We start from the raw sequence: 22,769 nt of genomic DNA on the forward strand, positions 1-22,769 counted from the left end.
TAATTTTTATATTTATATAAACTTTTTTACTACTAAAATAAAATTTCATAATAAGATTAAATAATAAATTTTGACTATTCAATACTTTCTCCACTATATTTAATATGTAAGCATTCGAAATCATATAATTAAGGGAATGTTTTATTATGAAAATTACTAAAATATTAAATAATAACGTTGTGCTATCTAAAATTAATGGGAATGAGCGCATCGTAATGGGAAATGGCTTAGCATTTGGTAAGAAAAACGGCCAACAATTAGAGCGTGCCAAAATTGAAAAAGTATTTCGCTTAACAAGTGAAGAGCAAGAACGCATGTTGACTTTATTAGATGAAATCAATCAAGATGTCCTTTTAGTTACCGAACAAATTATTAAAGAAGCTAATAAGCTTTATGATTCACCTATTTCTGAATCAATATATATTGCATTAACTGACCATATAAATTATGCCATCGAACGCACACATGATGGTTTTGATATCAAAAATCCGTTACTTTATGAAATACGCACGCTTTACCCCAAAGAATATGAAGTAGCTCTTGATGGATTACGCAAGATTAATCGATATTTCAATGTTACGTTGCCAAAAGATGAAATTGGATTTATTGCCATGCATATTGTGAATGCTAGTTTAGATGAAAATATTGCAAATATTTATGAAATCACTAAAATTACTAAAAACATTGTTGATATTGTCCGTTATCATTTCAATCTATCTATCAATGAAGATGAACTCAATTATTCTAGATTTATGACACACCTTAAATTTTTTAGCCAAAGGCTAATTAATCAACAGTCTTTAAATGAAGTTACAGATGAAACTTTGCTTGATGTTTTAAGACAAAAGTATGCTAAATCTGATGTTTGTGTAGATAAAATAGCAGATTTTTTATTCAAACATTATAATCATAAAATATCTAACGATGAACGTGTTTATTTAATCTTGCATATTGCAAGACTACTAAAATAGTAAATGTAAGCGTTGACATTTATTTCTATAGAGACTATACTGTGTTTAAACTTATATATTGTTACTTTAGACGTTGTTATCAACGTTTGGGGTTGTAACTTTAAGTAGGCAAAACCCAGAGTAATGCATTACGAACCTTAATCTAGGGGCGTATGTGTATTATTCTGGGTTTTTTTGTTTTTTAGCTTATTACTTGTTTTCAAACTGCTTTAAATTCATTGAGTGGCCACTCAATATAACATTCAAAAAAACATGAAATAGCTATAAAACTGATTAAAAATTGAGGTGAATGAACCAATGAAATATGAAAAATTAGCACAAGAAATTGTTGAAAAAGTTGGTGGTGAAGAAAACATCAATTCGCTTACACATTGTATTACACGTTTACGTTTCAAACTAAAAGATGAGCACAAAGCCGATACAGAATTTTTAAAAAATCATGATGAAATTGTAACAGTTATGCAATCTAGTGGACAATACCAGGTAGTGATAGGTAACCATGTTCCTGATGTTTACGAGGCAATTACTAAAGTGACTCATCTAGATTCAGCTAGTGCTGGTCAAGCACAAGAGAGAAAGTCGGGTAGCATATTAAATCAATTTATTGATTTGATCTCAGGTATCTTCCAACCTATTCTTGGTATCCTTGCAGCTGCCGGGATGATTAAAGGCTTTGCCGCGTTATTTTTAGCACTTGGATGGTTAACAGAATCATCTGGAACATATCAAATATTATTCGCTTTAGGTGACGCGTTATTCTATTTCTTCCCAGTATTTTTAGGTTTTACTGCTGCCAAAAAATTTGGTTCCAATCATTTTATTGGCATGGCTATCGGGGCAGCAATTGTGTATCCAACTTTAGTTTCTGCAATGGAGTTTGGAGCAAAAGGCGCGCATACACTTTTCGACGGAACAATTTTTGAAGTCGAATCAAATTTATCTTTTTTAGGAATTCCAGTAATTTCTATGAACTATACATCTAGTGTTATCCCTATTATAGTAGCTATTTATTTTGCAAGTATTTTGGAAAGGAAATTAAAACGTATTATACCTGATGTTATTAAAACATTCTTTGTCCCATTTTTCACCTTGCTAATCATTGTTCCGTTAACATTTATCATAATCGGACCAATATCTTCATGGGTTGCTAATTGGATTGGTTCAGGTGCAATAAATATCTATGGATTAAGTCCGATATTAGCTGGATTACTATTAGGCGCATTTTGGCAAGTCTTTGTCATATTCGGTATTCATTGGGGACTGGTTGCAATTATGATAAATAATGTTTCTACATCTGGTTACGATATCATTAATCCCTTAATCTTCGCCGCTTCATTTGCTCAAACTGGAATCGTTATAGGACTTTTCTTAAAAACTAAAAACACTAAACTAAAATCTATATCCTTACCAGCAGCTATATCCGGCATTTTTGGTGTAACAGAACCTGCAATTTACGGTGTTACTTTACCAAGAAAAAAACTCTTTATTTATAGCTGTATCATTAGTGGATTGTTTAGTGGTTTTGTTGGTTTTGCAGGAACCAAAATGTATTTTATGGGAGGACTGGGTATCTTTGGTTATACAACCTTTATTGGTGAAAGTGGATTGGACTTTGCATTCTGGGCAACAATCATTGCTTCATTGTTAGCCGTATTAGTGGGTAGCATCGTTGGATATCTTGTACACTCTGATAAAAACGAGCAAAAAGTCCAAGCTACCGCACCAAAATCAGAACAAAAAATGGATGATTCCAAAAATAATGCATCAGGTACTTCAGTTGATGAAGTTATTTCTGAACCAAAAGATGATTTTATTGTATCTCCTGTCTCAGGTGAAATGAAAAATCTTAATCTTGTAGATGATCCTGTATTCTCATCTCTCGCAATGGGCAAAGGAATTGCTATTAAACCATCCTCTGATACGATTATTGCACCATTTGAGGCAACGGTAGAAAGTTTATTCCCTACTGGTCATGCAATTGGCTTAAAGTCAAAAAATGGTACAGAATTGCTTATCCATATCGGCATCGATACCGTGAAACTAGACGGATTAGGTTTTAAGCCACTCGTAAGTCAAGGAGAGACCGTTACAGCCTACCAGCCACTTATTCAGTTTGACTCACAAAAAATTCAAGAAAATGCATATGATGACACTGTAATGATAGTAATAACGAATACAAACGAAACCAAAGATGTTGTGATAGAAGAGCAACAGAAAGTTAAAGAAAAAGATTCATTAATTTCTGTTATTTATTAAATATAAGGAGGTAATATCATGTCAATATTAGGCAATGATTTTTTATGGGGCGGTGCTATCGCCGCGAATCAAGTTGAAGGTGCGTACGATAAAAATGGTAAAGGCCTTAGTTTGGTTGACCTACTGCCAGCAGGAGAAGCACGTAAAGAACCACTATTCAACCCAGCTAAAGGATTGAATAACACTTTTGATTTTTATCCTAGTCATCAATCGATAGACTTTTATCATCATTATGAAGAAGATATAAAACTATTTGCCGAAATGGGTTTTAAAGCTTTACGCTTTTCAATCTCTTGGCCAAGAATTTTTCCAAATGGTGATGAAACAGAACCAAACCAAAAAGGTTTAGCTTTTTATGATAAAATCTTCGAAACTTTAGAAAAATATGGTATTGAACCCATTGTTACAATCAACCATTTTGATACACCATATTATTTAGCAAAAAATTATGGTGGATGGTATAACCGTAAAACCGTTGATTTCTTTTTAAATTATGCAACTGTCCTATTTAAAAGATATAGTAACCAAGTTAAATATTGGATTACACATAATGAAATTAACATGATTTTACACATCCCTTATATTGGTGGTGGCCTTATTATTCCAGATAATGAAAATAGAAATCAGGTTATGTATCAAGCCGCACATCATCAACTTATCGCATCAAGCTTAGCCACGAAAATCGCCAAAGAAATTGATAATACAAATCAAATAGGTTGTATGTTAGCTGCCGGTGATGTATATCCAAACACGTCTCATCCAAATGATGTGATGGCTGCACTTTCTAAAAATAGAGAACAATATATCTTTATAGATGTTCAAACTCGTGGTGAATACCCTAACTATAGTAAACGTATGTTTGAAGATTTAGGTGTTTCCATCGATAAACAAACTGGGGATGATGAAATTTTAAAACAATACACAGTGGACTATATTTCATTTTCTTATTATTCAAGCCGACTTGAGAGTGGGAATGATGAAATCAATCAAAACAAAGAAGCTGGTAATGCTTTTGCCTCTCTTAAAAATCCATATTTGGAAGCATCAAATTGGGGATGGCAAATTGATCCAGTAGGATTACGCGTGACAATGAATCAAATATATGATCGCTATCAAAAACCTTTATTTATCGTAGAAAATGGCTTAGGTGAAATTGATAAACTTGAAGATGATGGTCGTATTCATGATACTTATAGAATTAAATATTTAAGTGACCACTTAAATCAAATGATCGAAGCGGTAAAAGATGGCGTACCACTCCTTGGATATACTTCATGGGGATGTATAGATTTAGTTTCAGCAGGTAGTGGAGAAATGAAAAAACGTTATGGTTTTATTTATGTTGATAGAGACAATCAAGGAAATGGTTCATTAAACAGATATCGTAAAGATTCATTCTATTGGTACCAAAAAGTTATTCAAAGTAATGGCGAAAATTTATCATATTAATTCAAACAAAGTGAGGTATTAAACATGAAAAATATTAAAGGTTTTAAAAAGAATTTTTTATGGGGTGGTGCAACTGCAGCTAACCAAATAGAAGGTGCATTTAATATTGATGGTAAAGGTTTGTCGAGTGCTGACTTTTCAGAATATGTTCCTAAAAGTCAACGCACAGGTGATAACCATATGGAAGTAACTTCAGATTTCATAAATAAAGTTAAAACCGGCCAATACCAAGGACACTTCCCTAAACGTGTTGGTATAGACTTTTATCATAATTATAAAGAAGATATTAAATTATTTGCTGAAATGGGATTTAAGGCATTTAGAATGTCGATCAATTGGTCACGTATTTTTCCAAAGGGATACGAAAATGAGCCAAACGAAGCGGGACTCGCATTTTATGATGATGTATTCAAAACATTAAAATCATATAATATTGAACCTGTTGTAACTTTAAGCCATTATGAAACACCTTTTGGTTTAACTGAAAAATATAATGGTTGGATTAATCGTAAGGTCATTGATCATTTTGTCCACTATGCTGAAACGGTCTTTAATCGCTATAAAAACGATGTGAAATATTGGATAACATTTAACGAAATTAATGTGATTAACATCTCACCTTTTACGGGAGCCGGCATCATTTCAGATAAATTAGATCATCCTATTGCAGCTTCGTATCAAGCACTTCATCACCAATTTGTAGCATCAGCTTTAGCTACTCAAAAATTAAAAGAGATTAATCCGAATGCACAAATGGGTTGTATGATCGCAAGGATGAAACATTATCCATATACTTGTGATCCACAAGATGTATTAAAAGCACAACAAGAAGACCAAATGAATTTAATGTATACTGACGTACAGGTTAGAGGGGAGTATCCTAATTTTTACAAACAATTTTTAACAGATAACAGCATTGAGTTAGATATTAAAGATAATGATTTAGATATCATTAGACAACATACAGTTGACTATCTATCATTTAGCTATTATATGTCTATGTTGTCATCTGTATCTCCAGAAGGACAAACAACACAGGGAAACTTGATGAACAGTTTAAAAAACCCTTACTTAGAAGCTTCTGATTGGGGTTGGCAAATTGATCCAATCGGCTTAAGAATTGTTTTAAATGAATTGTGGGATCGCTATAGAGTGCCATTATTTATAGTTGAAAACGGCTTAGGTGCAGTTGATGAGGTTGTTGATGGAAAAATTCACGATGACTATCGTATAGACTATTTAAGCAAACATATGGCTGAAGCAAAAAAGGCTGTCGAAGATGGCGTGGACTTAATCGGCTATCTTTCTTGGGCACCTATCGATCTTATTTCAATGTCTACAAGCGAGATGTCAAAACGTTATGGCTACATTTATGTTGATCAAGATAACTATGGTAACGGTAGTATGAAACGTATGAAAAAAGATTCTTTTGAATGGTACAAAAATATTATCTCAACGAATGGAGCGTCATTATAGTTTCATAAAATACACACTTCAATACACGCCATGAATACACAAAAAATGCTGGGACTTTCTATCGTCTCAGCATTTTATCTTATACGATGCAACTACACGTATTATTTTGTTTGGCGATCAATATCTAATGCAGTTGTATATTTCGGCTTTTCTTTTCTAAATAGATATTCACCATTACGTATCGAAGCAAGACAGTCAACACGTCGACGTTGTGCTTCAAATACATTTGGTGCGTCCAACACGATAAAGTTCGCTGGCTTACCTTCCGATAATCCGTAATCCTCATCTAAATGCATTAATTTTGCACCGTTATAAGTAATTAAGTCGAAATTGCGTGGGAAATCTTCTTCTCGCATTAATTGTGTGGCATGCAAGCCATTATCTAAGATATTCATTAAATTACCCGACCCTGCTGGGTACCATAAATCGACGATTGAGTCTTGGCCAAAAGCAACATTAATATCATTATCTACAAACTCTTTAACACGTGTTAAACCTCTTCTTTTTGGATAACTATCTTGCCTACCTTGTAAATATAAATTTTCGGTTGGACAAGAGACAAAGTTTAAACCTGATTGACGAAATAGACCCATCATTCGAAATGCATAAGCATCATCTGCTGAACCAAATGAGCAAGTATGTGAAGCTGTCGTAGCATTTCCATATCCTTGTTTCATCACTTCAGCATTTAATATTTCTAAGAAACGTGCTTGTACATCATCTGTTTCATCACAGTGTACATCAATTAATTTATTATATTGGATCGCAAGTCTAACGATTTCTTTAATTGATTTCGTTCCTTCTTCTGGGCTCCATTCGTTATGTGGAATACCACCGACACAATCTGCACCTAATTTTAAGGCTTCTTCAGTTAAATCACGACCCGTTTTACCTTGCGCTTCAAAAGCGTACATACCATTTTGAGGAAACGCCACGACCTGAATTGTAATATTATCTTTCAATTCATCCCTTACTTCAAGTGCTGCTTTGATGCCCGTTAAATTGGGGTCAGTACAATCCGTCTGAGCACGTATATATTGTGTACCATAGCTTGCAACGTCTTTGACTGCTTGACGCATACGTGATTTCATCTCTTCTTTTGTAGTGCCTTTTTTATAATCATTCCATAAATCAATTGCTTCAAATAACGTCCCAGATGTGTTTTTGATTTGAGTGTCTTGTCCTGTAAAATAATAATCTAGATGAAGATGCGCATCTACATATGGTGGCAAGACTAAAGCGCCTCCTAAATCAATTACTTCATCCGCTTCACCAAGGTTCTTTCCAAATGTTTTAAACTTACCGTTTTCCACTAAAATTTCTGAAGCTTCATCATACTTATAAATTGATGCATTAATGAATTTTTTACGCATTCATAAAACCTCCTATACACTTCTACCATAAGCCTTAATACATGTATAAGCAATGATTACCCAGTGAATATGTTTGCAATGAATACCAACTTAATAGATTGAACTTAATTAACAACAAAAAATCTGCTGACACACGTCACACAATCGTGGTATCAGCAGATAAATTGAATGATTTAATTAGAAATATACAGATTATATTTGTGACATTTTATGCGCATCTTTGCTAAACAAATTTTTGAAAAATGCAGTAAATTTATTGTCTTCTTTTTTAACTGTAGCATCTACTTGGGGGGCATGCGAACCTTTCATAAATTGACGCTTATATGCCACATATACCTTGCCTTCTTTATTCACATTAAACTTTAAATGATCCATTTTTTTAGGAACTACATCATATAAATCCTGCTTAACTTGGTACGTTTTTCCGTTAATTTCGTGTTCGCCTTCACTTAATACTTTTCGGTATTCATATTTTTTAAATTGTTTATTAATAAGCGCATTGGCAATTTTATGGCGTTCATTTTTAGCTTTCATACTTGGATATGGCTTCACGTTGAGAATCGCTTCATTGAGACGTAAACCATTGCGTTTACCTGTTAACGCTAAACTATAACCTTCATCGCTTGTTCCAGTTTTCAATCCATCTGCACCTTTTAATTCAAATCGTTGTCCCTTTAAAGAAAGATTTTTTGTTTTTAAATTTGTTCCAAATTGTTTATCTGTCGTTTTAGAACTATATTTTAATATTTTAGGATGATCTTTTAATAAATGTTGCATTAGAATGGTCATATCATCTGCAGTAGTTTGTGTTTTACGTTCTTTTTGATATTGCTTGGGTGCATATTGTTGCAAAAGATGGTTGTCAGCACCTGTAGGATTCACAAAACGCGTATGATTCATACCGAGTTTTTTTGCCTTGTGGTTCATTTCATCTGTAAATTTTGATGTTGAACCACTCACCTTTTCCCCTAGAATTAGTGTCGCTGCATTGCTCGACTCTAAAGTAATTTGTCTAAGAAATTGATTAATAGAGTATGACTTTCCTCTCTCTAAAGGAACACTAGCCAAATCAGGTAATACAGACATTTTTTCATAATCAGAAGTGATTTTTATTTTGTCTGTAGGTTTTATATCTCCGTTTTCGATTGCATCCAATGTCAAATACATCGTCATCATTTTAGTCAACGAAGCCGGATCCGTTACTTTTTCAGCTTTATCTTGATATAAAATTTGACCTGTTTGTGCTGTCACACTAACACTTTCTGGTTTATATTGTGTACTTTGCTTAGAACTCGGTGATTTTTCTGTTTTAGCAGTTATTGTCGTTGTTGGTGCAATAACAGTTAAAGTGAGCAACCAACTTAGCATCACCACACTTAATTTCTTAAACAATGATGACCATTCCTCTCTAAAAATTTATATTAACTAATCAAGCACATTTCGAATTTGATCTTATTTTTTTGGATATAGATCTAAGTACTCTTCTAATGTTTCATTACTTTTATATAATTTTTTAGCTGTATCTTTTCCAACATACCTGATATGCCACGGTTCATATTGGTATCCCGTAATATGTGTTTTATTCTTGGGATATCTGATGATAAAACCGTACTTGTAAGCATTGTCTTTGAGCCACTGACCTTCCTCGGTCTTACCAAAAGAAGTTTTAAAGTTGGTGTCTGTATTCTCAGAAACAATGTCGTATGTCAGTCCAGTTTGATGTTCAGAATGTCCTGGTTTCGCACTATATTTATTGGCTGCTTTTTCTCCATCTCTTTGAACATATTGGTCAAATAACTGTTCTTGACTTTGATAACTTCTGAAACCACTAGCGTTTGATAATTGAAATCCTTGTTTATTACCATCATTTAAAAGTTTCTGTAATGCATGACGTGCTTTTTTATTTTCTCCAGGGTTAAAATGTTCTGGTAACGAAATATCTTTGTTCACAATTAAAATATCATCAATATACGTTACACCATGCTTCACTTCTTTGTGATGCTTATTTTCACTATTGCTACTTTGCTGTTTTTCATGATTTTTACTGTCTTTATGCTCAGCTTCATTTTCTTGAGCAGAACATCCAACTAAGACTAAACACAACATGATAATCAATAATTTAAATTTATTCATTGTTACCCCTTTTTAAAAAGTATAATCAAAACAAATATTGACGAACAATAAAATAGTTTAAAAAACAATTGCAATTAACATTAATATAACACGCTGTATATAAGAGACAAGTATTTTATTCAATTTATTAATATTTTAAATCACAAAGACCAACCTTCAAATGGATAATAACAAAATAAAAACAGTGACACTGCTTTGATTAAGCAATGACAACTGTTTTTTCGTATATGTTTTATTTTGTAAAATATGCAGCAGAAACATACTGATAAATATATGATAAAGAGAGACGGAAAAAATTTTATTATTTAGTATACCCGATGTCTTGAAATAGTTTTTTATAATTTTCTACAGCTTTATCATGACTAAGTTCGGGTCTAGTCTGTACGTTATTAAATGGCTCATCGATGATTTTAGCCATACAGTCAGCAAACGCTTTAATATTATCTGGCTCAACGAGATAACCATTCACACCATGATTTATAATCTCTGACGGTCCATATCTCACATCATAAGCAATTACTGGACAACCAACTTCGATACTCTCCATGACAGTTAAACCAAATCCTTCAAATTTACTTGTTAAAAGTGAGGCTTTTGATTGTTGAAATTCTCTCAAAGGATTATTCGTAAAAGCGTTGATTTCTACTTGATCCTGAATGCCAAACTGCTCAATTAAATCCAACAACACTTTTTTCTGTCCATCTTCATCCATACCAAATATGGATAATTTCGTATCATAGCCATAATCTAAAAATTGCTTATACGCTTTAATTAAATGGTCTACTTGTTTTTGAAAACCTAATCTACCTATAAAAACAAAGCGATCTAACTTATTTTCGTTTGCAAGTGATTTATAAGTTTTAATCGAATGTGGTATTACTGATAATTGTCTTTCATCTAGTGGTACTTGGCTAAAAATATCTTCTTTTTGCTTTTCAGTTAATATTAAATATTTTTCTACTTTTTCAGAATGATTGAGCGCAAATTTATATGAACCTTTCATTTGTTGTCCATTCAAATGACTATTATGAAAAACTAAAATATTTTTAGTCGCATGTTTTTGATTTAATAATGGTTCATCTAAAAGTCTGGCATCATTAAATACCACATCATCTTCACTGAACCGATGGTCGAAATAATATTTAAATAATGCTTTTTCACTATTAAAGGATAAGTAAGGTCTATCATCTTTATAAAGTTGGATATAATCTAAACTTTCTCTCTCTGTATTAAAAAATTTTTTACAGTATATAGCTCCGTATGTATCAAAATAAACTTCACATAATTTTGAAAAAGGTTTATGCGTGTAATAAATCTTTCTATGCAATTGACCAAATTCATTATATTCCCAACGTTCTAACCGTTTTTTACTAATAGATGACATAAAATCTTCAAGTTGAACTATATTGCTATTGTCATAATATTTTCTGTACAATACATAATTATTATTTTTGTAATATCTCATAACATTTCCATCTTTAAAACTTTTACTTTCCAACCCTTCGAGTTCACGGTCCATCGTTTGATACTTTGGTTGCTTTTTAAATTTAGTCTTTGGCGTTTCTAATAGTTTGAAACCACTCAGCCAATCATATAAATTTTCAAATTCTGTATGTTCTGTCACCTTTCCTTCATTTATAAACTTTTCATAAACAGATGGATAATTGGCATTATAATTCGTTGTTAAAATTTTACTTTTGATTCCCAATTCACTATCTATTAATTTTATTCGGCTTAGCAATGCTTTAGTTCTGCCTCCATGTACTGGTGGTAATGTGCTCGTTATTGTATAAATCATGATTTCCCCTCATTCTCATCCCTGAAGTCTATTATTGATATCATTTGCTTTAATAAATTTTAAAACTAATAATTTATATTGTGTATTTTACTTATTATTTACTATTTATTATAAACTAATATGTATTACACACCTAATATTATTTGCAATTTAGTCGATTTTTCTCGTAGAAAACATTTTAATTTATTTATCAAGTATAAAAAGATGTATTAAATTAATTTTATTTTTTGAATACATTCGTTAATATATGATTAAATATAAAAATATTGAGACAACGGAGTTGAGTTTAATTGTTAACATTAAAACATTTAATTGATATGAAACAGCACGCAAATAAAATTTCAATGGTTACAGCTTATGACTATCCTAGTGCAAAACAAGCAGAATCTGCACAAATCGATACCCTTTTAGTTGGTGATTCTTTAGGTATGACTGTCTTAGGTTATGAAAGTACAGTTCAAGTAACAATGTCAGATATGATCCATCACGCGAAAGCTGTGCGACGTGGTGCCCCTAATACATTTATGGTTGTTGATGTTCCTTTTGGCGCTGTTGGCATCAGCGAACACTCTGATTTAGAAAATGCTATAGCTTTATACAAACAAACTAGTGCAAATGCAATCAAAGTTGAAGGTGCACATTTAATTGATTTTATAAAAAATTGTAATCACATTGGTCTACCAGTCGTTTCACATTTAGGACTTACACCACAAAGCGTTGGTATCACTGGTTACAAGATGCAAGCCAACACAAAAGAAACAGCACAGCAACTCATAAATGATGCTTACGCTGTACAACAAGCTGGCGCCATTATGCTCGTTTTAGAAGCTGTTCCGAGTGATTTAGCTGCACAAATCACCAAAAATTTAGACATCCCAGTGATTGGTATAGGAGCAGGTAAGGATACTGATGGACAAGTATTGGTTTATCATGATGTGCTGAACTATGAAGTGCCACACCAAGCTAAATTCGTCAAGCAATATGGAGACTTTTCCAGCGGCATCACAGCTTTAATGCAGTATCATCAAGAAGTCAAAAACGAAATATTTCCTGATGAATCACATACGTATAAAAAACAAATTATGGATGAGGTATCAGAATGACAACATTAATTACATCTATTCAAGAAATGAGTAAACTAAGTGCAAATTTAATAGAAAATAATCAGTCCATCGGCTTTGTTCCAACCATGGGTGCTTTACACGAAGGCCATTTGGAAATGATGTCACAATCCGTAATGGAAAATGATGTTACAATCATCAGCATTTTTGTAAATCCACTACAGTTTGGACCAAATGAAGATTTTGATGCATATCCTAGGAATATAGACCAAGATAAAATTAAAGCAGCATCGGTTGGTGTAGACTATATCTTTTATCCTGAAGCAGAAGAGATGTACCCTGAAGAACCTACGATAAAGTTAAATGCTGGTAGGCTCGCCACTGTTTTAGAAGGTGCACAACGTCCTGGCCATTTCAATGGTGTCATCACAGTTGTTAACAAGTTATTTAACATTATTCGCCCACAACGTGCGTATTTCGGCAAAAAAGATGCACAGCAACTAGCTATCGTCGAAAAAATGGTCATGGATTTTAATCATCCAATAGACATCATTGGTGTTAATACAGTACGTGAATCTGATGGTCTCGCTAAAAGTTCACGCAACGTTTATTTGACGCATACAGAACGACAAGAAGCGCCTGCACTATATAAAAGCTTACAGTTAGCAAACGAACAATATCTTCAAGGAGAGCGTAATAGTGCCAAATTAATAGACACAGCTAAAACATATATTGAACAGCATACATCCGGTAACATAGAAACGGTAGCTATATATAGTTATCCAGAATTAGAAGCAATCACACACATTAAAGGAAAAATTTTCATTTCACTAGCTGTAAAATTCAGCAAAGCACGTTTAATAGATAATATGATTATCGGAGATTAATTGATTGAATGATAAGATTAATACTGTTTTTCTACAAAAAACCTCTTAATTACACGATATTGTGAATTAAGAGGTTTTATATATATTATAATTTAATTAACACTTCTCCTGTGTCGACTGCACCGTCATGTGTTGTTTTAATCTCGTGTTCTCCAGAATTAGTTACGATAATCGGCGTAATGTCACTTTTTGCATGTGTTTTAATATAGTCTAAATCTACAGTCATAAGTGATTGACCTTTTACAATCGTGTCTCCAGAATCTACATGTACTGTAAAACCTTCTCCTTGCAATCCAACAGTTTCTAAACCAAAGTGTATTAACACTTCTACACCTGATTCAGATTTTAAACCTATCGCATGTTTGGTAGGGAAGACTAACTCTACTGTGCCATCAAACGGTGCCACAACCTCTCCATTATCTGGATAAATCGCAAGACCATCACCCATTAATTTATCACTAAATACTTGGTCTGGTACTTCATCCAACGGTATTGTACGACCTTTAAGTGGTGCATAAATCGTTTCACCTTCAACTGTAACTGATTCATTCATCGCTTCACTTTCAATCGTTGTCTCTTCTGGTTTTGTGATATTACCAGCGATAATTTGTGCCATATCATGCTTAATTTGATCTGATTTCGGCCCAAAAATCGCCTGCATATTATTGCCTACTTCTAGTACGCCTGAAGCACCTAGTTGTTTCAAACTTTCAACATCTACTTGAGATTTTTCATTAACTTCTACTCTTAAACGTGTAATACATGCGTCAAGATGTTTAATATTTTCTTTTCCACCCATTGCATCTAAAACTTTAAATGGTAACTCACTTACTGATACAGAATTATTTTGCATTTCTTTATCTTCTCTACCAGGCGTTTTATAATTTAATTTTTTGATAATAAATCTAAATATAAAGTAATAAAGTATTGCATAGACTATGCCTACTGGAATAACAAGCCACCAAGCTGTCTTATTAGGTAAGATATTCAACAGTAAGAAATCAATAAATCCACCTGAGAAAGTATAGCCTAAATGTACATTCAATAAGTACATAATTAAGAAGCCAAAGCCGTCTAGCACTGCATGAATAAAGAACAAGAGCGGTGCTACAAATAAGAATGAAAATTCTAACGGTTCTGTTATACCTGTAAGAAATGATGTTAAGGCACCTGATAACATCAAACCACCAACCACTTTACGATTTTCTTTCTTTGCCGAATGATAAATTGCTAGAGCAGCAGCAGGTAGTCCAAACATCATTACCGGAAATTCCCCACCCATAAATTTACCAGCTGTCAGTGGTACGTTTTCAGTGATTTGAGCAATAAAAATTCGCTGGTCTCCATGAATAATTTGTCCAGCCGCATTTTTAAAACTTCCAAATTCAAACCAGAATGGTGCATGAAAAATATGATGTAAACCAAATGGTATTAACAAACGTTTAATAAAGCCAAATAAGAATACGGCTATACCTGTATTAGATTCTAAGAGACCTTCACTGAATGCATTTAAACCATATTGAATGGTTGGCCAAATCCACGCCATAGGAAATGCAAGAATGAAAGAACACGTTGCCATCATAATCGGTACAAAGCGTTTACCAGCGAAAAATCCTAAATAACTTGGCAATGAAATATTATAGAATTTGTTATAACACCATGCAGCCAACGTCCCAATGATAATCCCTCCAAACACACCTGTCTGTAAGGTAGGTATGCCTAGTACATTTGCATAACCACTAGCAGCATCACTGACATTATCTGATGTAATACCTAAAAATGCACCCATGGTTTTATTCATAATCATAAACCCTACAAATGCAGCAATCGCAGCAACACCATCTCCGCCAGCTAAACCGATAGCCACGCCTAATGCAAAAATCATAGGTAAATTATCGAAAATGACAACCCCTGCGCCTTCCATCATTTGAGCAACATGTTGAAATCCATCTGCTTTAATAAATGGGAGATAAGATTGTAAAACGTCTCCTTGTAAAACTGTCCCAAAAGCTAATAACAAACCGGCTGCTGGTAGAATGGCCACAGGTAACATCAAAGCCTTACCTATACGTTGAAGCTGACCAAAAAATTTCTTCCACATAATATATCCTCCATTTTCAAGAAACTATGTAACGTTCATGTACAAAACATAATATATTATAAGTCCCTTTATTTTTCGTCAAAACAAGATCAAAGGCACAAAAAAAGGCATGAGTAAATAAACTGAGCTTTTGCTCTGTCTAAGTACTCATGCCTGATCGAATCAGTTACACGTGCTTATTTATTGTTGTGTTAAGTGGTTGATATGTAACGTTAAATAAATAACTTCTGCTTCGTATACCGTGACACCTAACTGTTTTTGCATCATTTTCATTATTTTGACAGCAACATTATAGCACAGCGGATAATGCGCTTTCAACATCTTTTCAAATTCAGTTTGCGACTTGATCGTTTCACCTATACTCAGTCTTCTAATTAAAAATTGAATATGTCTAATAAATCTTTGATATTGTACAGACGTCGTATCAATAGATTGGTGTAAATCATGCTCCACAATTTGAATACATTTACTGATTAAATCATTAATGTTATTCATTTCACTCATTGTTAGCTTTTCCATATTAGATGCAATATGTAATGCTATAAAACCAACCTCATCTTCTGGAAATTGAAGTGACAATACCGAATTGAGTTTATAGATAACTGAAGCAGCTATTTTATAAGCTTCAGGGTATAGATGTCTCGTTTCGATTGCAAAAGGGTTACTAATATATTGATTTTGCGTGAGTCGTTTATATGCAAATATAATGTGATCCGTTAACGCTACAATTAAGCGATTATCATCAATTTCTAAATCTGTATTAGTAATCATATTAATCGCTTCAATAATCGCTTGAATGACAGAATCATCGGCATGTTCAATAAGTGCTTTATAATGTTCTTGTTGCTTTTTCTGTTCTAGCGCATAAACTTTTTCTATCATTGTCTCATCATCTACAACCATCCCTGGTCTCTTATTGAACCCGATTCCTTTGCCAATAAGTACCACTTCACGCTCTTGATGCATACAAATAATAACATTATTGTTTAATGGTTTTGTAATTTGATATTGACCCATCATATACACCTTTCTAAGTTATTGCTTAAAATTATATAGCGTATTTTTATAAATTAAAACTAAGAAGATGTAGTTCTTTCAAATTAATCATATTTTATAAAAAGGATGGTGTTTTTCTCTATCTCGATAATGAAAGTTTGTTTAAATTTTATATTTCTCTCTGTCTATATAATCAAACATTCAACAAATTAAATTTCTACAAACACTGAATAGTTATGATTTCAAATTTTCATAATATGTCTTAGAATGACTATTGATGCTAAGGTTTTCAATTTGTAACGTTGTGTGCTTGATATTGTATTTATTTTCCAATAATTTAGAAACATTATTTATGACATTAAATGATTCATCCTCAGACGGAGCACTTAGTACAACATGGGCACTTAAAGAAAAGTGTTCCGTGGTTATACTCCACAAATGAAATTCATGAACATCATCAATCCCTTTTATACTTTTCATATCAGCAATTAATTTATCAATATCGAACTTTTCAGGCACAGCTTCCATCAATACAAACCAAGCATTTTTAGCAATTTTCCATCCACCACGTAATATAATTAAGGAAATGATGATACTGATGATTGGATCTATCATCTGCCATCCTGTTATGTGGATTAACACGACAGCAACAATAACACCGATTGAGTTTAATAAATCCCCCATGAAGTGCCATAATGCGCTTTGAACATTGATATTGTCTTCCTGTTTTAAAGAACGTACAAGCACGATTGTCAAAACGATATTAACGAATAAACCAATCGTGGCTATGATAACCATAACACCACTTTCAATTGGTTGTTGATAAATCATTCGCTTAACTGCTTCATACAGTATCCATAATGAAATAATCATTAATGCTAAACCATTTAAAAAAGCAGCTAATATTTCTAATCTCAGATAACCAAATGTAAAACGTGACGTAGGCTTTTTCGTTGCAAAATATATCGCAACCATAGACAAACTTAACGCGATAACATCACTTAACATATGAAACGAATCAGATAACAATGCTAAAGAATTTGAAAGTATGGCACCGACAAACTCTACTATGGTAAATATCAGTGTAATAATAAATGTTATCCACAGTGTTAATTTAGAGTTTTGTTGCTTTTTCCGATGATCAACGTGATGAAAATATTCTCTCCTACTCAATAACTTTAGCCTCCTATTCATTTTAACTACACTAAATTATACCTTCTTTCTAAAATGAATTATACTATTATTTTATATTAAAATATAAATATTATTGAATTGTTTGTCTTTCTATAATCGAACTCCCACAAAAAGAGCATATATAGTACAATTAAATCCTTTATTTTACTAATCCATTGAACAAATGTAAGCTAAATATGATATAAAAAGGGAGGCAAACATATGTTAAAAGACAAAATCGCAATTATTTCAGGTGCAGCGAGTGGCATTGGGTTGGAAATTGCTCAGGTGTTTTTAAATGAAGGTGCAAAAGTTGTATTTACCGATATTAATCAAGATGCATTAAATCGTACAGTTGAATCATTTAAATCAAATGGCTTTGATTGTATTGGTGTTACTGCGGATGTTTCTAATGAAAAAGATGTAGAAGTATTAGTGGATAAAACCGTAAAACAGTATGGACAAATTGATATTTTAATTAACAACGCAGGCCTTCAAAACGTGGCAAATATTGAAGATTTTCCAACTGATAAATTCAAACAAATGATAGATATTATGCTAGTTGGTACTTTTATTATGACAAAGCATGTACTTCCGCTAATGAAGCAACAACAATACGGACGAATTTTAAACATGTCTTCTATCAACGGACTTGTAGGATTTTCTGGCAAATCTGCTTATAACAGTGCCAAACACGGAATCATCGGTCTAACAAAAGTTACAGCTTTAGAGGCAGCCGAAGATGGTGTGACAGTCAATGCGATCTGTCCTGGATACATTGATACACCACTCGTTCGAGGCCAAATGAATGACCTTGCCAAAACAAGAAATGTGAGTGTTGAACAAGTATTAGAAGACGTACTATTCCCATTAATTCCACAAAAACAACTTGTAAATATTCAAGAAGTTGCTGATTATGCTGTATTCATTGCTAGCGATAAAGCTCAAAGTGTCACTGGACAAGCAATCGTAATTGACGGCGGCTATACAGCACAATAATTTTTAACAATTACAAAGACGATTGCTTTATTTAAAATTTGTAAAGCAATCGTCTTTTTATAATATATATGAGCATGAACGCACAGTACGCGCAGACAAACCGAAGACTTCCCGAGTGTGTAAAACCCATATTAGCTATGTTTCCATGATCAATTTTCGTATAAGTACATAAACTGATTTCTAGTTTTTCTAATATACCTCAAAACTTCGAATAATTTGATTCACAAAATGAATCATTCAGTATTTAATTGTCTATAACCTTTTTTCTTTACATCTCTTTTTTATAAGTATAAATTGATAACTGTAGTAGGTAACCTGTATAGAAAGAAGGAAATTGTAGTATGCAAAACTCAATAAAGTACCGTAAATTCATTTTACCTTTAGTGATTGGTATACTTATTTGGCTGCTCACCCCTTTCAAACCAGATTCACTTAGTATACAAGCTTGGTATATGTTTGCTATTTTTGTGGCAACGATCATTGCTTGTATCACACAACCAATGCCTATTGGAGCTGTATCTATACTAGGTTTTACTGTCATGGTAATTACAGGCGTCTCTGATATAAAAAATGCCGTACAAGGTTTTGGCAATAATAGTATTTGGCTCATTGTCATAGCTTTTTTTATTTCAAGAGGCTTTGTGAAGACAGGCTTAGGACGACGTATCGCATTACAATTCGTTAATCTTTTTGGTAAAAAGACCTTGGGACTCGCGTACTCACTCGTAGGCGTAGATCTTATATTAGCACCGGCAACACCTAGTAATACTGCACGTGCAGGTGGTATTATGTTCCCAATTATTAAATCTTTATCTGAATCATTTGGCTCAGACCCAAAAAAAGGTACAGAAAGAAAAATGGGTGCTTTTCTAATTTTCACTGAATTTCAAGGTAATTTAATTACTGCTGCAATGTTTTTAACTGCGATGGCTGGTAATCCGCTCGCACAAAACCTTGCAGAAAGCACTGCGAATGTACATATAACATGGATGAACTGGTTCTTAGCTGCACTTGTGCCAGGCTTGATTTCTTTGATCATAGTACCGTTCATTATTTATAAAATATATCCACCCAGTATTAAAAAAACGCCAAATGCTAAAAACTGGGCACATAAAGAATTAATGAAAATGGGTAAAATATCCATTCCAGAAAAATTTATGATTGCTATTTTTATCATAGCACTCGCTTTATGGATTACTGGAAGTGTCATTCAAATAGATGCTACATTAACAGCATTTATTGCACTTTCACTCTTACTCATTACAGGCGTTTTAAATTGGAAAGATATTTTAAATGAAACTGGCGCCTGGAACACATTAATTTGGTTTTCAGTGCTTGTATTAATGGCTGATCAACTTAATAAACTGGGCTTTATCCCTTGGTTAAGTAAGTTAATTGCATCCAGCTTAGGTAATTTTAGTTGGCCAATCGTGCTCATATTATTAATTGTTTTCTATTTTTATTCACACTATCTTTTTGCAAGCGCAACGGCACATGTTAGTGCGATGTATGCTGCACTATTAGGAGTCGCTGTCGCCGCTGGTGCACCGCCATTATTCAGCGCTTTAATATTAGGTTTCTTCGGTAACCTATTAGCTTCAACAACACATTATAGTAGCGGTCCTGCACCGATACTATTTTCTGCTGATTATATAAGCCAAAAACGTTGGTGGACAACGAATTTTATTCTCGGTATTGTTTACTTTATCGTTTGGATTGGCATAGGATCAATTTGGATGAAAATGATTGGTATCATGTAATATGAACTCACAACGTTTTTCTATTATAAAAAGGTTAAGTTGTTTGTTGATTTTACGCGCAACTTAACCTTTGTTTTATATATTTTGAATTATTAATTAAGACATTTTGATAATAATTCTACCGGCATCGCCATTTGCTAATTGATCAAACCCTTTATTTATCTGATCTAATGAGATAATATCACTGATTAATGGATCAACATTGAGTCTGTTTTGACGATATAAACTCACGAATCTTGGTATATCACGATCAGGAACACAACTTCCAACATATGAACCTTTAATCGTCCTCTCTTCAGCAGCTAACGTTACTTGTGGAAATGAAAATTCTGCTTTTGGATCAGGTAAACCTGTGGTCACTGTTGAACCACCCCGTTTTGTTATCGCGTATGCTACTTGCATTGCAGGTACTACACCTGCTGTTTCAAACACGTATTCAGCACCGCCTGTTACGCAAGCTTTAACATCATCAATCACATTTTCATCACTTGAGTTAAACACTGCTGTTGCACCTAAAGTTTTAGCAATTTCAAATTTATCTTCGTTAATATCTAAAGCAATAATCTCATTAGCACCAGCCAGTCTCGCACCTATTATAGCATTGAGTCCAATGCCACCAAGACCCACTACAGCTACGTTACTCCCCGGTCTAATCTGAGCTGTATTTATAACAGCACCTATGCCTGTAATGACAGCACAACCAAACACTGCTGCCCGTTCATATGGAATTTCTGGATCTATTTTTACTATTGAATTTTCTGAGACAACAGCATATTCTGAAAATCCAGAAACACCTAAATGATGATGTATGACATCTTTTTCTTTAGATAGTCGGAACCCACCTTCTATCATCTCACCTTTCTCATTGGAAGCTGCACCATTTTCACATAATGCAGGTCTTCCTTCACGACATGGTATACATTTACCGCAACTAGGGATAAAAGTACAGACAACGTGATCTCCAACTTCAAAATCACTAACACCTTCACCTAGTTCTATAATTTCACCTGCAGCTTCATGGCCAAGCGCCATAGGCATTGGTCTTGGACGACTACCATTAATCACTGACAAATCAGAGTGACATAAACCCGCGGCATGAATTTTAATTAGCACTTCATTTTGTTTAGGGGCATCCAGGTTTAAAGTTTCTATTTTTAAAGGCTTCTTTTTTTCATATGGCCCTTCAACACCCATTTCATATAATACTGCAGCTTTTGTTTTCATTGCTTCACACATCCTTTACTCATAATAACCATCCGTAGACTTTCTAAAAGATTCAAATTGGTTACCATCATGGCCAAACCAAATCTCTGCATTCTTTTCTTGAGCAAGGCGCTTAATATATTCCACTGAATTTGCCCAACCAACTGAATCATAAAGAATACCAGGTGGTTGTAATTTAGGTTCCATACTTTCTTGTGTGTAAATAGCATCAGAGGCTAAGATGAGTGTTCCTAACTCTTCAGTTTCAATTTCCAAACCAATCATTCCCCAGGCATGTCCACTACCAAAGTTAAGTACTTTCACACCATCTACAAGGTTTAGATGTGCTTGATCTCGCGCTATAGTTTGCCAAGTCAAATCACTTTTAATCCAAGCATCGATATCACTCCAAATGTACGCACCTTCTTGTTGATTACGCGCATAGCACTTCATTGCACCACTGAATTCATCATCGTGAACAATTACAGTCGCATTAGTAAAATACTCTAAACACCCAGCATGATCAAGATGTAAATGGGAAGCTACAACTATATCCACATCTTTAGGATCGACACCTAATTGCTCTAATCTATTTGGTAAGTGACATGATTCATCAGAAAAATAAGGGAACGCTTTTTGTGTTGCATTAATCCATCGTCCTTCCTCGCCCATTGAATTCGGATTACAAGCAGTATCAAATAATATCTTAGCATCAGGATGATCTATAAAAACGGTATAAATCGGAAATTCATGTAGTTCATTTTCTTTATTTGGATTATCTAATGTCGCCTGGTTTGAATTTGCAATCATTAAATTTTTATCCATTTTCATTCGCCCATTATCCAACACATATATTTTCATACGGTCTTTTTTTATATTCACCATACCAATCACCTCTTAGTATAATATTACACCAAAATGTAAGGGTTTTCCATAAATATACTAATACTTGCACTCAACACTTATATAAAAATGAATTATTATATTTTCACTTGAAATTCAATCAACTTTCGACACTTTTCTACGTACAAATGCAGTTTGTCCATATCACACAAAACACACAATACACTTTGGCACTTTTTACATACCCAAAACACCAAATAGTGTTAAACTTAAATTGAAAAATGTGAATA

At 33.4% G+C, this 22,769-nt stretch carries 17 protein-coding genes; 8 read left to right on the top strand and 9 right to left on the bottom strand.

Annotated elements, in window-relative coordinates:
- Window positions 1-146 precede the first annotated feature (146 nt).
- The 4 genes from licT (at window position 147) to KA883_RS00250 (ending at window position 6,152) form a co-directional block, all read left to right on the top strand.
- On the top strand, window positions 147-971 hold the full coding sequence (gene licT, locus KA883_RS00235; protein ID WP_046206922.1) for a BglG family transcription antiterminator LicT: 825 nt from the start codon (window positions 147-149) through the stop codon (window positions 969-971).
- 297 nt (window positions 972-1,268) lie between these two features.
- Window positions 1,269-3,227, top strand: coding sequence for a beta-glucoside-specific PTS transporter subunit IIABC (locus tag KA883_RS00240; protein WP_046206921.1), 1,959 nt, complete (start codon window positions 1,269-1,271; stop codon window positions 3,225-3,227).
- A gap of 18 nt (window positions 3,228-3,245) precedes the next feature.
- Complete coding sequence (locus tag KA883_RS00245) at window positions 3,246-4,676, top strand: 6-phospho-beta-glucosidase (RefSeq protein WP_046206920.1); 1,431 nt, start codon at window positions 3,246-3,248, stop codon at window positions 4,674-4,676.
- 24 nt (window positions 4,677-4,700) lie between these two features.
- On the top strand, window positions 4,701-6,152 hold the full coding sequence (locus KA883_RS00250) for a glycoside hydrolase family 1 protein (RefSeq protein ID WP_046206919.1): 1,452 nt from the start codon (window positions 4,701-4,703) through the stop codon (window positions 6,150-6,152).
- Between the two features lie 101 nt (window positions 6,153-6,253).
- Here the strand turns inward: KA883_RS00250 and KA883_RS00255 are convergent, their stop codons facing one another.
- From KA883_RS00255 to KA883_RS00270, 4 genes are all read right to left on the bottom strand, one after another.
- Window positions 6,254-7,525: an amidohydrolase family protein gene (locus KA883_RS00255; protein ID WP_046206918.1), complete on the bottom strand. Its 1,272-nt coding sequence runs from the start codon at window positions 7,523-7,525 to the stop codon at window positions 6,254-6,256.
- A 192-nt stretch (window positions 7,526-7,717) separates the two neighbouring features.
- A complete protein-coding gene (gene pbp4 / locus KA883_RS00260; RefSeq protein WP_046206917.1) occupies window positions 7,718-8,917 on the bottom strand; it encodes a penicillin-binding protein PBP4 in 1,200 nt (399 codons plus the stop codon).
- A gap of 60 nt (window positions 8,918-8,977) precedes the next feature.
- Window positions 8,978-9,658: a M15 family metallopeptidase gene (locus KA883_RS00265; RefSeq protein WP_046206916.1), complete on the bottom strand. Its 681-nt coding sequence runs from the start codon at window positions 9,656-9,658 to the stop codon at window positions 8,978-8,980.
- Between the two features lie 301 nt (window positions 9,659-9,959).
- The gene (locus KA883_RS00270; protein WP_046206915.1) at window positions 9,960-11,456 is read right to left on the bottom strand and encodes a glycosyltransferase; all 1,497 of its coding nucleotides are present in this window, start codon (window positions 11,454-11,456) and stop codon (window positions 9,960-9,962) included.
- Window positions 11,457-11,746: 290 nt separating this feature from the next.
- Between KA883_RS00270 and panB the strand changes: the two genes are divergently transcribed.
- Together panB and panC are read left to right on the top strand one after the other, a co-directional pair.
- Entirely contained in the window at window positions 11,747-12,559 is an 813-nt protein-coding gene (panB, locus tag KA883_RS00275; RefSeq protein WP_046206914.1) for a 3-methyl-2-oxobutanoate hydroxymethyltransferase, read from the top strand.
- The gene (gene panC, locus KA883_RS00280; RefSeq protein WP_046206913.1) at window positions 12,556-13,404 is read left to right on the top strand and encodes a pantoate--beta-alanine ligase; all 849 of its coding nucleotides are present in this window, start codon (window positions 12,556-12,558) and stop codon (window positions 13,402-13,404) included. Before panB ends, panC begins: the two co-directional genes overlap by 4 nt.
- A gap of 85 nt (window positions 13,405-13,489) precedes the next feature.
- Here panC and ptsG read toward each other — a convergent pair whose 3' ends face one another.
- The 3 genes from ptsG to KA883_RS00295 form a co-directional block, all read right to left on the bottom strand.
- Window positions 13,490-15,505 (bottom strand): glucose-specific PTS transporter subunit IIBC, encoded by a 2,016-nt coding sequence (gene ptsG, locus KA883_RS00285; protein ID WP_046206912.1) that lies wholly within the window; start codon window positions 15,503-15,505, stop codon window positions 13,490-13,492.
- A gap of 180 nt (window positions 15,506-15,685) precedes the next feature.
- On the bottom strand, window positions 15,686-16,522 hold the full coding sequence (gene glcT, locus KA883_RS00290; RefSeq protein WP_046206911.1) for a glucose PTS transporter transcription antiterminator GlcT: 837 nt from the start codon (window positions 16,520-16,522) through the stop codon (window positions 15,686-15,688).
- Between the two features lie 213 nt (window positions 16,523-16,735).
- Window positions 16,736-17,695, bottom strand: a complete 960-nt coding sequence (locus KA883_RS00295; RefSeq protein WP_046206910.1) for a cation diffusion facilitator family transporter — start codon at window positions 17,693-17,695, stop codon at window positions 16,736-16,738.
- A 201-nt stretch (window positions 17,696-17,896) separates the two neighbouring features.
- On the opposite strand from KA883_RS00295, the gene KA883_RS00300 reads away from it, so the two are divergent.
- Window positions 17,897-18,673 (top strand): 3-hydroxybutyrate dehydrogenase, encoded by a 777-nt coding sequence (locus KA883_RS00300; protein WP_046206909.1) that lies wholly within the window; start codon window positions 17,897-17,899, stop codon window positions 18,671-18,673.
- Window positions 18,674-19,014: 341 nt separating this feature from the next.
- Window positions 19,015-20,433, top strand: a complete 1,419-nt coding sequence (locus tag KA883_RS00305) for an anion permease (RefSeq protein ID WP_210139808.1) — start codon at window positions 19,015-19,017, stop codon at window positions 20,431-20,433.
- Window positions 20,434-20,529: 96 nt separating this feature from the next.
- Here the strand turns inward: KA883_RS00305 and KA883_RS00310 are convergent, their stop codons facing one another.
- Both KA883_RS00310 and ahlS read right to left on the bottom strand, forming a co-directional pair.
- Window positions 20,530-21,657 (bottom strand): zinc-dependent alcohol dehydrogenase family protein, encoded by a 1,128-nt coding sequence (locus KA883_RS00310; protein WP_046206907.1) that lies wholly within the window; start codon window positions 21,655-21,657, stop codon window positions 20,530-20,532.
- 15 nt (window positions 21,658-21,672) lie between these two features.
- The gene (gene ahlS, locus KA883_RS00315; protein ID WP_046206906.1) at window positions 21,673-22,521 is read right to left on the bottom strand and encodes an AhlS family quorum-quenching N-acyl homoserine lactonase; all 849 of its coding nucleotides are present in this window, start codon (window positions 22,519-22,521) and stop codon (window positions 21,673-21,675) included.
- Between the last annotated feature and the right edge of the window lie 248 nt (window positions 22,522-22,769).

It is taken from the genome of Staphylococcus sp. GDY8P54P, from assembly GCF_017892645.1.
GTDB lineage: Bacteria > Bacillota > Bacilli > Staphylococcales > Staphylococcaceae > Staphylococcus > Staphylococcus ureilyticus.

Excerpts from the sequence above, each read along its gene's own strand:
- licT (WP_046206922.1), top strand. The coding sequence starts at position 147 with ATGAAAATTACTAAAATATTAAATAATAACGTTGTGCTATCTAAAATT.
- KA883_RS00240 (WP_046206921.1), top strand. The coding sequence starts at position 1,269 with ATGAAATATGAAAAATTAGCACAAGAAATTGTTGAAAAAGTTGGTGGT.
- KA883_RS00245 (WP_046206920.1), top strand. The coding sequence starts at position 3,246 with ATGTCAATATTAGGCAATGATTTTTTATGGGGCGGTGCTATCGCCGCG.
- KA883_RS00250 (WP_046206919.1), top strand. The coding sequence starts at position 4,701 with ATGAAAAATATTAAAGGTTTTAAAAAGAATTTTTTATGGGGTGGTGCA.
- KA883_RS00255 (WP_046206918.1), bottom strand. The coding sequence starts at position 7,525 with ATGCGTAAAAAATTCATTAATGCATCAATTTATAAGTATGATGAAGCT.
- KA883_RS00265 (WP_046206916.1), bottom strand. The coding sequence starts at position 9,658 with ATGAATAAATTTAAATTATTGATTATCATGTTGTGTTTAGTCTTAGTT.
- KA883_RS00270 (WP_046206915.1), bottom strand. The coding sequence starts at position 11,456 with ATGATTTATACAATAACGAGCACATTACCACCAGTACATGGAGGCAGA.
- panC (WP_046206913.1), top strand. The coding sequence starts at position 12,556 with ATGACAACATTAATTACATCTATTCAAGAAATGAGTAAACTAAGTGCA.
- ptsG (WP_046206912.1), bottom strand. The coding sequence starts at position 15,505 with ATGTGGAAGAAATTTTTTGGTCAGCTTCAACGTATAGGTAAGGCTTTG.
- glcT (WP_046206911.1), bottom strand. The coding sequence starts at position 16,522 with ATGGGTCAATATCAAATTACAAAACCATTAAACAATAATGTTATTATT.
- KA883_RS00295 (WP_046206910.1), bottom strand. The coding sequence starts at position 17,695 with ATGAATAGGAGGCTAAAGTTATTGAGTAGGAGAGAATATTTTCATCAC.
- KA883_RS00300 (WP_046206909.1), top strand. The coding sequence starts at position 17,897 with ATGTTAAAAGACAAAATCGCAATTATTTCAGGTGCAGCGAGTGGCATT.
- KA883_RS00305 (WP_210139808.1), top strand. The coding sequence starts at position 19,015 with ATGCAAAACTCAATAAAGTACCGTAAATTCATTTTACCTTTAGTGATT.
- KA883_RS00310 (WP_046206907.1), bottom strand. The coding sequence starts at position 21,657 with ATGAAAACAAAAGCTGCAGTATTATATGAAATGGGTGTTGAAGGGCCA.
- ahlS (WP_046206906.1), bottom strand. The coding sequence starts at position 22,521 with ATGGTGAATATAAAAAAAGACCGTATGAAAATATATGTGTTGGATAAT.